This is a genomic window from Mitsuaria sp. TWR114 (genome assembly GCF_007997345.1).
In genome coordinates this window covers 1-11814 of sequence record NZ_VOSR01000749.1, presented here as the reverse complement: position 1 = coordinate 11814, position 11814 = coordinate 1, and the positions used below count along the sequence as shown (strand labels likewise).

General features: G+C 70.0%; 13 protein-coding genes. 9 read left to right on the top strand and 4 right to left on the bottom strand.

Translation table 11 applies throughout. From position 1 onward, the window contains the following. From FUT87_RS23625 to FUT87_RS23595, 8 genes are all read left to right on the top strand, one after another. Nucleotides 1-523: cation diffusion facilitator family transporter (locus FUT87_RS23625; RefSeq protein WP_147242182.1), on the top strand; the 523-nt coding region annotated here is incomplete at its 5' end. A 55-nt stretch (nucleotides 524-578) separates the two neighbouring features. Beyond that, nucleotides 579-719, top strand: a complete 141-nt coding sequence (locus FUT87_RS29290) for a hypothetical protein (protein WP_183484476.1) — start codon at nucleotides 579-581, stop codon at nucleotides 717-719. A gap of 211 nt (nucleotides 720-930) precedes the next feature. Next, a complete protein-coding gene (locus FUT87_RS23620; RefSeq protein WP_141225181.1) occupies nucleotides 931-1152 on the top strand; it encodes a hypothetical protein in 222 nt (73 codons plus the stop codon). A 258-nt stretch (nucleotides 1153-1410) separates the two neighbouring features. Next, nucleotides 1411-1725, top strand: a complete 315-nt coding sequence (locus FUT87_RS23615) for a hypothetical protein (protein WP_147242181.1) — start codon at nucleotides 1411-1413, stop codon at nucleotides 1723-1725. Nucleotides 1726-1741: 16 nt separating this feature from the next. Continuing rightward, on the top strand, nucleotides 1742-2089 hold the full coding sequence (locus FUT87_RS29285; protein WP_186830651.1) for a hypothetical protein: 348 nt from the start codon (nucleotides 1742-1744) through the stop codon (nucleotides 2087-2089). A gap of 11 nt (nucleotides 2090-2100) precedes the next feature. Beyond that, the gene (locus tag FUT87_RS23605; RefSeq protein ID WP_091720107.1) at nucleotides 2101-2661 is read left to right on the top strand and encodes a hypothetical protein; all 561 of its coding nucleotides are present in this window, start codon (nucleotides 2101-2103) and stop codon (nucleotides 2659-2661) included. Between the two features lie 11 nt (nucleotides 2662-2672). Then, on the top strand, nucleotides 2673-3401 hold the full coding sequence (locus tag FUT87_RS23600; RefSeq protein ID WP_255511939.1) for a flagellar basal body L-ring protein FlgH: 729 nt from the start codon (nucleotides 2673-2675) through the stop codon (nucleotides 3399-3401). 162 nt (nucleotides 3402-3563) lie between these two features. After that, nucleotides 3564-4334, top strand: coding sequence for a Crp/Fnr family transcriptional regulator (locus tag FUT87_RS23595; protein ID WP_147242583.1), 771 nt, complete (start codon nucleotides 3564-3566; stop codon nucleotides 4332-4334). A gap of 56 nt (nucleotides 4335-4390) precedes the next feature. Here FUT87_RS23595 and FUT87_RS23590 read toward each other — a convergent pair whose 3' ends face one another. The 4 genes from FUT87_RS23590 to FUT87_RS23575 all read right to left on the bottom strand — a co-directional run bounded on the left by FUT87_RS23590 (nucleotide 4391) and on the right by FUT87_RS23575 (nucleotide 9278). After that, nucleotides 4391-4936: a cysteine hydrolase family protein gene (locus FUT87_RS23590; RefSeq protein WP_147242180.1), complete on the bottom strand. Its 546-nt coding sequence runs from the start codon at nucleotides 4934-4936 to the stop codon at nucleotides 4391-4393. 61 nt (nucleotides 4937-4997) lie between these two features. Further along, nucleotides 4998-7988, bottom strand: a complete 2991-nt coding sequence (locus tag FUT87_RS23585) for a TonB-dependent receptor (protein WP_147242582.1) — start codon at nucleotides 7986-7988, stop codon at nucleotides 4998-5000. 10 nt (nucleotides 7989-7998) lie between these two features. Beyond that, nucleotides 7999-8847, bottom strand: coding sequence for a hypothetical protein (locus tag FUT87_RS29280; RefSeq protein WP_183488884.1), 849 nt, complete (start codon nucleotides 8845-8847; stop codon nucleotides 7999-8001). A 56-nt stretch (nucleotides 8848-8903) separates the two neighbouring features. After that, complete coding sequence (locus tag FUT87_RS23575) at nucleotides 8904-9278, bottom strand: hypothetical protein (RefSeq protein WP_147241657.1); 375 nt, start codon at nucleotides 9276-9278, stop codon at nucleotides 8904-8906. Nucleotides 9279-9975: 697 nt separating this feature from the next. Between FUT87_RS23575 and FUT87_RS23570 the strand changes: the two genes are divergently transcribed. After that, complete coding sequence (locus FUT87_RS23570; RefSeq protein ID WP_147241658.1) at nucleotides 9976-11646, top strand: OFA family MFS transporter; 1671 nt, start codon at nucleotides 9976-9978, stop codon at nucleotides 11644-11646. The last annotated feature ends 168 nt before the right edge of the window (nucleotides 11647-11814 follow it).

Sequence of the window (11814 nt, the reverse complement as noted above, 5' to 3'; positions counted from 1 at the left end):
CCACGGCCACGGCCACGGCCACGGCCACGGGCATGAGCATGGAGAGACCCACGAGCACGCGCACGCGGCGCCCCACGGTCATGACGACCTGAACCTCCGCGCCGCCTATCTGCATGTGCTGGCCGACGCGGCGACCTCGGTGCTGGCCATCGTGGCCCTGCTGGGCGGGCGGTTCTGGGGGGCCGATTGGCTGGATCCGGCGATGGGCATCGCCGGCGCGGCGCTGGTGGCGGTCTGGGCGCGCGGGCTGCTGCGCGACACCGGCCGCGTGCTGCTGGACGCCGAGATGGACGCGCCGGTCGTCGACGAGGTCCGCGAGGTCATCGCCGCCGCCCCATGGCCGGCGGCGATCGCCGACCTGCATGTGTGGCGCGTGGGCCGGGCCCAGTACGCCTGCATCGTGTCGCTGGTCACCGACCATCCCGAGGCACGGCCCGATGAGGTCCGCCGGTTGCTGTCGGTGCATGAGGAACTTGTTCACGTGACCGTCGAGATCAACCGGCCCGCGGGCGCGACTGTCTGATCCGCGCCGCGGCGCCGGGTCGACCGGCACCGGCACGCCGCCACAATCGCGGCCCATGAAAATCAACTACCTCCTCGCCGCCATCCTGGTCAGCAGCCTGATCGGTGCCTTCGTGGCCAATCGCTCGGTGAAGACCGCCTGCGCCGTCGTGTCCGGCGGCATCGCGCTGTATGCGCTGCTGCGACAGGTGATCTGAGCCACCGGGATGTTCAGATCGATCACCTCGAAATGATCGATCTGATCCTGCGCCGGCCTGTCGTCGCGCGTGTCGCCTCCCCCGTGACCGCTCGACCGCCCCCCCACCGCCTTTCGTCCTGCTCCCGCTCGCATCCCTCCATGTCCACCCTATGGTGGGATGGCACTTGCGCCGGCCCCCGCCGATAGTGGGGGTTCGACAGGAGAGGACCATGCGACAACGATTCGCGCCCCCGACCGGCGACGCCGGTCACCCCCTCGGTTCGGTCATGCAGCACATCCTGCGCCAGACCGAACTGCTGCTGCAGCGGCGCATCCCGTTCAGCCCGTCCGGCTGGCCCATCGAGGACACGCCCGCGCTGGAAGGCCTGGAGGTCAGCGAGTCCAGCTGGGATGAGTGGACCGAGGCGCTCGAGCTCCAGCGTCGCCCCTGACCGCCCTCTGCGTTCCCTTCCCCCCTTCATGGCCGCCCGCACGCGCCTCGCGCGCCGAGGGCGTTGATCGCCCGCACGACGCCGCTTCCGCGCGAACTTGAGCGGAGGGAACGGGGTCGACGCCGCCCAGTTCCTGGCCTCGGTGACGCAGTTCACCGAGCTCGCGGCGACCGCTGAGTTCCTCGCGCTCATCCGCGCATGCCGCCCGACGGCCGCGGCGAAGAATCCGTTCACCCCAACGAACGAGAGCGCTTCGCCATGCACGTCAAGTCCTCCGCTTCTCCGTCGCCGGCCGTCCGGGCCGGCGCGCCGGCGCCTTCGGGACCGGCCAAGGGCGCCAAGTCGGGCGCAGCCGATTTCTCCAAGGCGCTGAACGAGGCCAAGGCGGCCGCCCCCGGTCCGGCCGCGACCGCGCCCGTCGCATCGCCTTTCGCGTCGGCCGTCGCGAGCGCGGCCAACGCTGCAGCCACCACCGCGGCGCCCGCTTCGTCAACGGCCGCTTCGCCGACGCCCGCCTCGCCGGTGCTGAGCACCTTCTCGCTGGACACGGCCGCGCTGGCCGCGCGGCCTTGAACCCCGGGAGACCGCCTTGAGCAGCGTGCCCTTCCTGTCCGGCCTGGCCAGCCTCGCCACCTCGTCCGACGGTCCCTCCGCCGAGGCCAGCCGCGCCACCTCGTCCGGCGCGTCGTCGGGCCCGTCCCGCGGCGGTCCGGGCCTGACGCTGGGTCCGGTGCTCGGCGTCACCGCCACCATCAGCGCCCAGGGCCTGCAGGCGCTGGCCGATCACACGCTGGACGCGGTCGAGACCGCCGCCAACACGGTGACCGACACCGTCGGCGATGTCGCCGGCACCGTGGGCCAGGTGCTGGGCAACGTGGTCGCCTACGGCGTGATGGCCGCGCTGGGCGGCGGCGCCGTGCTCGACGAGCTGGTGTGAGGCCCGCCGCCATGCGCCCGTCCTTCGTCCGGCCGCTCGCCGCCGTCGTCATGGCCCACGCCGCGGCGATGGCGCTCGGCGGCTGCGCCGTGCTGAGCCCGGTCCCCGCCTGGGAACTGGTGAAGGGCGCCAGCGCGGCCACCTCGACCGCGCTGGCGACTGCCGCGCCGGCCCGGGCGAGCAACACCGTGCATCACGGCGATGCGCCGGTGCGCGCGGTGTGCATCGAATTCAACCGCAACGCGCCGCTGGAGGACCTGGTCCCGGCGCTGCAGGTGGAGCTCAAGGGGCAGGGCGTCGACAGCCGCGTCTACGAGCCCGGCACCGGCCTGCAGCAATGCGGCGTCTGGCTGCGCTACGTCGCCACCATCGAATGGGGCGTGCCGCCGATGGCCAGCGGCTACCGCGCCAACCTGAGCGCCGCGTCGCTGAGCCTGCATCGGTCGGACGGCACGCTGCTGTCCACCAGCAGCTACGTCGCGGACGAGAACTTCGGCCTGGCCCGATGGGCCGGGACACGCAACAAGATCGCGCCGGTCGTGAAGGCGCTGGTCACCGGCTTCCAGAGCTGAGGGAGAGGGATGTGATCTCGAGCAAGCAATCTCGCCACCGCACGCGCGCGGCCTGCCGCGCCGCCGCGCTGACGGTCGCCGCCGGCGCGCTCGCGGCGCTGGGCGGCTGCGCCGGTGCGCCGCCCACGGTGCCCGGGCCGATGCTGGTCGCGCCGCCGCAGGCGCCGATGTACATCGAGCGGCCCAGCAACGGCGCGATCTACCAGCCCGGCATGTCGCCCACCTCGCTGTTCTCGGGCGAGAAGCGGCCCAGCGCGATCGGCGACACGCTGAAGGTGGACATCCAGGAGACGCTCAAGGCCACGCAGAAGCAGACCACCGACACCAGCCGCGACAACCGGCTCGCGGTGCGCGGGCCGGGCGGCCAGAGCAAGGTCGGCGCGGTGGAGCGGCTGCTCAACATCGACGCGACCGCCTCGGGCAGCGATGCCTTCAAGGGCTCGGGCACGACGGAGACCGACAACAGCTTCGTCACGCAGGTGGCGGTGAGCGTGATCAACGTGCTGCCCAACGGCAACCTGCTGGTGGCGGGCGAGCGCAACGTGGGCCTGAACAAGGGCGTCAACACGCTGCGCTTCTCCGGCATCGTCAATCCGCGCGACATCCGCCCGGGCAACGTGGTGGCTTCGCGCGACGTGGTGAACGCCAGCCTGGAGAGCGTCGCGCAGGGGGATGTGTCCGAGGCCTCGTCGCGCAGCTGGCTGCAGCGCGTCCTGGCGCGGAGCCTGTCCATCTGGTGACCGGCGCGCGGTCAACCGGCAAACCGGGCCGACCTCACCGGCCTTATCGACCGATCGGCGGGGACGGTCCGCTTCTATAACCCACGGTTCGCCGTCAGGCCTTCGCAGACCTTCCGCATGCAGCGCGGAGGGCGGAGCCTGGCCCGGTGGATCCCATCCAGCATGAGCATGAACACGAAGGCGACGCAGGTGCCGCACAACGGCGAGACGGACAACCCCGACGACTGGCTGGCCGACGGCCAGGTGCGGACCTATCGACGCGGCCAGAAGATCATCGAGGCCGGCAGCCCGCTGGCCGAATGGATCGCGATCAGCGGCGGTGCCGCCTTCCTCGCGGCCAAGGTCGCGGCCGACACCCGCGTGGCGGTGGCGGCGCTGTGGCTGGGCGACGTCATCGGGGCGGATTCGCCGCTGGGCCAGCTGGCGGCGCGCTACGACGTGACGGCGCTGGTCGACGTCACCACCATCCACATCCCGCTGCCGCGGATGAAGGACACCCACGCCCCGCAACGCGACGCGGCCACCGGCGAGCTGTACGCGGCGACCGCGTCGCGGCTGCAGGACCAGATCACGATGCGACTGGCCGGCAACGGCTTCCAGCGCCTGATCAGCGTGCTGGCCACGCTGGCGGCGGCGCTCAGCAGCTCGCAGCGCGGCGGCGCGGCCAGCAACAGCCTGGCGCTGCCGGTGTCGCAGGCCTGCATCGGGCAGCTGTCGGGCCTGTCGCGCCGGCAGACCTGGATCTACCTGGGCCAGCTCGCCGAACGCGGCTGGAGCCGGACCTCGCGCACGAAGGTGACGCTCGAGGGCCTGAACGCCTGGCTCAGCCTGATGAGCGAAGTGGAGTCGCGCGGGCTGGACTGCATCGGCACCGTCGACCAGTGCGACATGACGCTGTCGCGCCTGGCCAGCGCGCGCAACGCCGTGAAGTAGCGCGGCGGGAGGCCGGCGGGAGCGGTCGGCGGGAGGGACGCTCGGCAGCCGTCGGCTCAGGCCGCGCCGAAGCGGATCTCCGCCGCCGGCTTCGCGCTCATCGCGGGACCGAAGCTGTTGAGGTTTCGCAGGATCAGCGTGTGGTGCTCGATGATCTGCGGCGCGGTCAGCGCACCGTTGGCGATCGTCGTGTGACCGTCCTCGACCAGCGTGACGTCGTAGCCCGCGCTGAGCGCGCGGCGCGTCGAGGTGTCGACGCAGAAGTCGCTCTGCGCGCCGCACACGACCAGGTGGGTCACGCCCAGGCCCTTCAACACTGCGTCCAGCTCGGTCCGGTGGAATGAGTCGGGCGAGGTCTTGCGCACCCGGGGATCCTGCGGCCGCGCCTGCAGCCGGTCGTCGAGCTGCCAACCCTCGCTGCCATGGCGCAGCGGTTCCCAGCCGTCCTCCTCATGCTGCACGAAGACGACCGGCGTGCCGGTCTCGCGCGCCTGCGCGATCAGGCCGTTGACGCGGCCGATCACCGCGTCCACGTCGTGGCAGGCGTACTCGCCCACGCACAGCGCGCGTTGCAGGTCGATGATGAGCAGGGCAGTGGTCATGACGGTCGCCGGGCAGGGGAGAAGCCGGCGAGCATACGCCGCTCCAGCCGCTCCCGCCGCCTCAGAACTTGTAGGTCAGCACCACCCGCAGCGCGCGGTTGTCGCCGCGGGCGGTATTGGGCTTGTCGAGGTTGAGGTTGTCGCCGCCCAGGCGGTTCGTCGGCTGGCCCGCGGGCGGGGCGATGCCAACCCAGTCGTCGAAGCCGGCGTAGTTGTCGGCGCCGAAGACGTTCAGCACATCGAGCCGCAGCGCCACCTGGTGCAGGCCGTACTTGAAGGCCTTGCCGAGGCTGATGTCGACCTGACGGTAGCTCGGCGCATCGCCGCGCATCAGGAAGCACTGCGCGGTGCCGGCAAGGCAGTTGGTCAGCCGCCGCGGGAAGCCGCTCGCGTAGGTGCCCTTGGCCGAGAAGCTCAGGCCCCAGGGCAGCAGCTTGTCGGTCATGAACGCGCCGACCAGCCGATGCCTGTCGACCAGCGTGCTGGGATTCCAGCCGCGCCCCGCGCGTCCGTAGGTCCAGTCGAAGGTGTCGTTGCTCCACTGCAGGTTGGTGGTCCTGGCATCGCTGTAGGTGTAGGCCAGCGTCGCCGTCCAGCCCGAGGCCGCGCTGTAGGGCCGGTCCACCTTCACGAAGACCGAGTCGGTGCGCGTGCGGCCGATCGAGTCGCCCAGCACCAGTTGGCCGAAGCCATCGGGACCGCCCCACAGCGGATCGAGCGCCGACTGCTGCGCGAAGCCGCCGTTGGCGTCGCGGTTGCCGCTGAACCAGACGAACTGGTGCTTCGCCTCGATGCGGCTCAGCGCGATCTCGCCGTTCCAGGTCGGCGACAGCGCCTGCCGCACGCCGATGCTGAATTGGTCCGCGTAGGGCATCTTCAGGTCGTTGCGGATCAACCAGATCTCGCCGCCCGGGGCCTGGTTCTTCTGCAGCTCGTCGAGCGCGTGGTTGGCCATCGTGCGGTCGTAGCTGCGCCCGTAGCCGCCGAAGACCACCGTGTTGCGGTCGTTGAAGACGTCGTAGGAGAAACCCAGCCGCGGCGCGATCGCCTGCTTGAAGGCCTTGCGGGAGTTGCCGCTGCTGAGGTAGCGCGACACGTCGATGCCGCCCTTGGCCAGCGACTGCGCGTAGCTCTGCCCCGCCGGCGGCGCGATGCCGAAGCGCGGCACGTCCGCCGCCAGCAGCGCCGCGACGCGGTCGGCCGGCGTCGCATAGGCGTTGTTCAGCATGTTGTCCTCGTAGTCCCAGCGGACGCCGAGGTTGAGCTCGAGCTGGCGCGTCACGCTCCAGTCGTCCTGCAGGTAGAGGCCCCACTGCCGGTTGTTGAAGCGGGCCTGCGCCGGCGCGGTGGCGCGGCGGATGTTGCACTGGTCGCTGCTGCTGCCGTTGTTGGAGACGTTGGTGCCGGTGCAGTTGGTGCCGTCCCAATAGGGCAGGCCGGTGGCGGTGTCGATCAGCACGTCGACCGCGTCGACCGAATTCGCCGTGCCGCTGAGGTCGTAGCGCATCGCCTTGAGCTTCACGCCGCCCTTGATCACGTGCCCGTCGAAGCCGGTGTAGGTGAGTTCCTCCGACACGAAGACGCCGCGCTGCTGGCGCCGCTGCGCATCCGGCGATCCGCCATCCAGGATCACGTCCTGCGAGGTCGTCAGCACCTGCGGCGACGCGGTCGACACCTTGTAGCGCACCAGCGCCGCGTCCGCGGCCGACCTGGGATTCCAGAGGTAGTCCTCGTAGCCCAGGCGCGCCTCGCTGAGCCAGTCGCCGCGCGACCACTCGTGCTTCAGGTCGACCCGCGTCTCGTCATTGCGGCGCTCCTTGTCGTTGCCGGGCAGCGAGAGGTTGCGGTCCTCGGCGATGCGATCGGTCTCGCGGCGAAGGCGCGCGCTCAAGGTGAGCTTGTGCTCGTCGTTGATCTGCGCGTCGAGCTTGCCGAAGAGCAGGTCCTCGTGGAACGGGTCGACCTGGCTGCCGCGGCGCGCGCGCAGCGTGGGCACGATGCCGGCCTCGGGCAGCTTCTCGAAGTTCTGCCCGGCGATCTGGCGCGAGTCCTCGATGCGCTTGCCGTCGTAGGCGAGGAAGAAATGCAGCTTGTCCTTGACGATCGGGCCGCCGATGCTGCCGCCGTACTCGTACTTCTGCGACGACGGGCGCGGCACGCCTTGCGATTCGCGTTCCTTCTCCAGCGCATTCATCGAGCGCCAGTTGGTGCCGGTGCGATCGGCGTAGACCTCGCCGTGGAATTCATTCGTGCCGGACTTCGTCACGGCGGTGATCGCGGCGCTGCTGACCTGGTCGAACTCGGCCTTGTAGTTCTGCGTCAGCACCTTGTATTCGGAGATCGCCGACTGCGGGAACGGATTGCCGCGGGTGTCGGACTGGCCGCTGACGCCGCCGCGCAGGATGTTGTTCTTCTGGCCCACGCCGTCGATGAAGACGTTGAGGTGGTCGAAGTCCTGCGCGCCCGACTGCACCCGGCTCAAGCCGCCCGCATCGGTCGAGAAGGCCACGCCCGGCGCGAGGTCCGCGGCGCTGAGGAAGTTGCGGGTGCCTTGCGGCAGCGCCTCGATCATGCGCTGCGAGACGACGGTCCCCAGCTGCGAATCCTTCACGCCCTGGCGTGTCGCATTGCCTTGCACGGTGACGCGGCCCAACTGCACCGCATCGGCCGCGCCGGGCGCCGCCGGCGCATCGCCCAGGTCCAGCGCCGCGCTCTCGCCGACGGACAGCGTGATGCGCTCGGAACGGAGCGTCGCGCCGTCCGGGCCGACCACGGTGATGGTGTAGTCGCCGGGCGCCAGGCCGATCAGCGCATAACGGCCATCGGCCCGCGTGGCCGTGCGATAACGCGCGCCGGTGGCAGCATTGACCGCCAGGATCGTCAGTCCGCCGGACTGCGTGCCGGCCGGCGCGTTGACCAGCCCGCGGACCGTCGCGCGGCTGACCTGCGCCGACACCGGCGCGTCGAGGCCCGCGCCCAGCGCGAGCGCGACGAGCCAGGCGGAGCCGTGGCGGGACAAGCGGGCGGGGCGGGCGGAGCGGCGCGCGGTCATGGACCGGGCGTCAGGTGGAAGGGCCGGCCTTGGCGCGGCGCATCTGCTCGGCGAAGACCTGCTCCATCGACTTCTTCTCGGGCAGCACGTAGACGATGCCGCCGCGCTTGCCGAAGGTGGGCCACAGGGTCTGCTCGAAGAATTTCACCGGCATGTTGATGCAGCCGAAGCTGATGCGGTTGTCCTTGGGCGTCGGCGAGGCGAGCCGCTCGAGGCGGCGCTCGGCCGGGTTGGTCGGCCGCACGCGGTGCATGGACACGGCCGCGTCGTAGTCGACCCAGAGCACGTCTTCGTGCAGCGCGTTCTTGCCCGGTTGCGCGACGAAGCGCCCGGCCGGCGTGGTGCGCTCGGAGGGCTTGACCTCGGCGATGGGGCGCAGGCCGATGCCGGCGACGCTGTCGTCGCCCGCGGCATAACCGAGCAGCACCGGCGTGGTGGCCTGCAGCTTGCCGTCGGCGTTGAAGACGAGCACGCGCGCCTGGCGCTTGTCGAGGATCGCGAACGGACGACCGTTGTGATCCCAGCCCGCCATCACCCACTGGGCCAGCTGGCGGGCCTGCTTGGAAACCTTGGTCTTGCCGAAATCGGCCGTGCCGGTCCGCGGCACTGGCGCGGGGGCTTGGACGACGGGCTGGACCGGGGAAGAGGGGAGGTGCTTCGCGACGGCGACGGGCGCCGGGCGCAGCTGCTTCATCAGGAAGGTCGCCGCCGGCCAGGCCAGCAGCGCACCGGCCAGCCCGATCGCCAATCCCTGCGCCGCCCATCCGGCGCGTTCCTTCAGCGCTTCAGGAATCCGCCGCCGCGCCGGCTCGGCCGGCGGGGGATCGCTGAAGTAATAGCCGCTGGAGGCGCGCAGCATGGAGGGCTCTCAGGGAAAGGCGTCAGCGGGGCTGGACGGCGATAAGCGGGTCACGCTCAGTTGCGGTCGGCGCGCGGGGCCGGCTCGCCAGCGCTGGTCGGCTCGCTCGGCAGCGGCTGCTGCGACGACGGCGACTGCTGGTTCTGCCACTGGTCCGAGGACTGCGGCTGAGCCTGTTGCGACTGCGCTTCGGATTGGGTCTGCGACTGCGGGTCGGTCGACTGGGTCGACTGGGCCGCCTGGTCGGCCGGCGTCATGCTCTGGTCAGCGGGGGCCTGCTGCTCCGTCTGCGTGGCGGGGTACTGCTCCTGCGTCGTCTGCGTCTGGGTCGACTCGGTCGAGTTCTCCACCTGGGCGTAAGCCAGGCCCAGCACGCTGGCGAAGGCGGTCAGGGCAACGGCACCGGTCACGAGGGATTTGGTCGCGTTCATCTAGTCTCTCCTTTGGGCTTGAGGGGCCGATCGGTGAGATCGGTTAGGACCTACTGTGGACCGTGGGCGGGGAGCGGAGCGTGGGCAGAGGACGCGAGGTCTTGTAGGACAAACGGCAGGTTTCACCCCGATACATCCTCGTGTTCATCGGGGCAAGCGCGATTCCCGCGCAATAAAAAACCGGACGACCTCAACGAGGCGGTCCGGTGAAGAAGGCGCTGATGGACGCCTTCGGAGACGGGGGAACGGTCCCAACAATAGGCAAAGACCCGGACCGTAAAAATGCGTGAGCGGAAATGCACCGTTGTGGCGCGCTCAACAATCGCGGCCCCGGGGATCGCCCCCAAACCGGGGGTGGTGTGCGCGATTCGCCCCAATTAACGCCGGCTCTACGGGTAACCGCCGGCCGCCCCATAGTTACCGGCTGTCGGTTTCGTGCGATAGATGTCCGTTTGCTATGTGTGGTTGTCAATGAATGTCAATGACATGCGTCAAGATCGCGCCCGCCGCGAGCGTTCTGCCTCAACTCTTTCAGGCCGTAACCAACCCCTGCTGTGTTTGCAGGTCGTTGATGCCGAAAGGGACACGGGGACCCCGGAACGCGGGACGCGGCCGACCCATCCCGTTTGAGGGTTCGGAGAGGGTCGCCCATCAGCGGGCCGCGTCGCGGTCGCCATTCATTGTTTGAGGAGGACCCATGTCTACTGTGCTGACCGACCCGAGCGTCGGATCCGCTGGCTCGAGCTGGCTGGACAAGGAGCGCACCATCGCCGCTCCTGGCTTCAACCGCTGGCTCGTGCCGCCCAGCGCGCTGGCCATTCACCTGTGCATCGGGATGGCCTACGGCTTCTCGGTGTTCTGGCTGCCGCTGTCCAAGATGCTGCAGACCGCCGGAGCCGGCGCCGCCTGCGGCAAGGACGTGGGCTTCTTCGCCCAGTTGTTCGCCACCGAGTGCGACTGGAGCGTCGCGACGCTGGGCTGGATGTACACGCTGTTCTTCGTGTTCCTGGGCTGCGCCGCCGCGATCTGGGGCGGCTGGCTGGAACGCGCCGGTCCGCGCAAGGCCGGCCTGGTGTCGGCCGTGTGCTGGTGCGGCGGCATGCTGATCTCCGCGATCGGCATCCACACCCACCAGTTCTGGATGATGATCCTGGGCTCCGGCGTGATCGGCGGCATCGGCCTGGGGCTGGGCTACATCTCGCCGGTGTCGACGCTGATCAAGTGGTTCCCGGACCGCCGTGGCATGGCCACCGGCATGGCCATCATGGGCTTCGGCGGCGGCGCGATGATCGGTTCGCCGCTGGCGGTGGAGCTGATGAAGCGCTTCGCCACGCCGACCGACCCGGGCGTGACGCAGACCTTCGTCGTGATGGCGCTGATCTATTTCGTCTTCATGGTCGCGGGCGCGCTGGGTTACCGCGTGCCGCCCACCGGCTGGAAGCCCGCGGGCTGGACCCCGCCGCCGGCGCAGGCCAACAACGCCATGATCACGCAGCGCCATGTGCACGTGAAGAAGGTGTGGGGCATCCCGCAGTTCTGGCTGGTGTGGATCGTGCTCTGCATGAATGTGTCGGCCGGCATCGGCGTGATCGGCATGGCCAGCCCGATGCTGCAGGAGATCTTCGGTGGCTCGCTGATCGGCGTGGACGCCAAGTTCGCCGACCTCGACAAGACGCAGCTGGCTGCGATCGCCGCGATCGCCGGCGGTTTCGCCGCACTGCTGAGCCTGTTCAACATCGGCGGCCGCTTCGTGTGGGCCTCGCTGTCGGACAAGCTGGGCCGCAAGATGACCTACACGGTGTTCTTCGTGCTGGGCGGCCTGCTGTACGCCAGCCTGCCGAGCAGCGCCGCCGCGGGTCACAAGCTGGCCTTCGTGGGCGCGGTCTGCATCATCCTGTCGATGTACGGCGGCGGCTTCGCGACGGTGCCTGCCTACCTGGGTGACCTCTTCGGCACGCAGATGGTGGGCGCGATCCACGGTCGCCTGCTGACCGCCTGGGCCACCGCCGGCATCCTCGGCCCGGTCGTGATCGGCTACATGCGCGAGTACCAGCTCGGCCTGGGCATCCCCCGCGAGCAGGTCTACAACCAGACCATGTATGTGCTGGTCGGCATGCTGGTGATCGGCCTGATCGCCAACCTGGCCATCCGCCCGGTCGCCGCGAAGCACTTCATGAGCGACGAGGAACTGGCCATCGAGAAGAAGCTGGCCCACGAGAAGGCCGCCGCCAGCGAAGTCGGCAGCGGTCCGGGCGCCGGCAAGGCGACGCCGGTGGGCCTGGTCGTGCTGGCCTGGCTGGCCGTCGGCATCCCGCTGTCCTGGGGCATCTACAAGACCCTGCTGACGGTCGCCAAGTTCTTCAATTGACCCTCACCGTACGGCGCCCCAAAGCAGCGCCGATACTGTGACCATCGATGGCAGACCTCGGTCTGCCATTCTTCCTTGTTAGCGAGGGGCGGGCCGAGCGCCGGGCCGCCCCAAGCCGGCCCGCCACCCCCTCGGGGGGGATAGAACGGGCCGCGGCCCGTTCTATCC

Bases quoted from the DNA above. Each gene is read 5' to 3' on its own strand.
- FUT87_RS29290 (WP_183484476.1), top strand. From the start codon at position 579: ATGAAAATCAACTACCTCCTCGCCGCCATCCTGGTCAGCAGCCTGATC.
- FUT87_RS23620 (WP_141225181.1), top strand. From the start codon at position 931: ATGCGACAACGATTCGCGCCCCCGACCGGCGACGCCGGTCACCCCCTC.
- FUT87_RS23615 (WP_147242181.1), top strand. From the start codon at position 1,411: ATGCACGTCAAGTCCTCCGCTTCTCCGTCGCCGGCCGTCCGGGCCGGC.
- FUT87_RS23605 (WP_091720107.1), top strand. From the start codon at position 2,101: ATGCGCCCGTCCTTCGTCCGGCCGCTCGCCGCCGTCGTCATGGCCCAC.
- FUT87_RS23595 (WP_147242583.1), top strand. From the start codon at position 3,564: ATGAGCATGAACACGAAGGCGACGCAGGTGCCGCACAACGGCGAGACG.
- FUT87_RS23590 (WP_147242180.1), bottom strand. From the start codon at position 4,936: ATGACCACTGCCCTGCTCATCATCGACCTGCAACGCGCGCTGTGCGTG.
- FUT87_RS23585 (WP_147242582.1), bottom strand. From the start codon at position 7,988: ATGACCGCGCGCCGCTCCGCCCGCCCCGCCCGCTTGTCCCGCCACGGC.
- FUT87_RS29280 (WP_183488884.1), bottom strand. From the start codon at position 8,847: ATGCTGCGCGCCTCCAGCGGCTATTACTTCAGCGATCCCCCGCCGGCC.
- FUT87_RS23575 (WP_147241657.1), bottom strand. From the start codon at position 9,278: ATGAACGCGACCAAATCCCTCGTGACCGGTGCCGTTGCCCTGACCGCC.
- FUT87_RS23570 (WP_147241658.1), top strand. From the start codon at position 9,976: ATGTCTACTGTGCTGACCGACCCGAGCGTCGGATCCGCTGGCTCGAGC.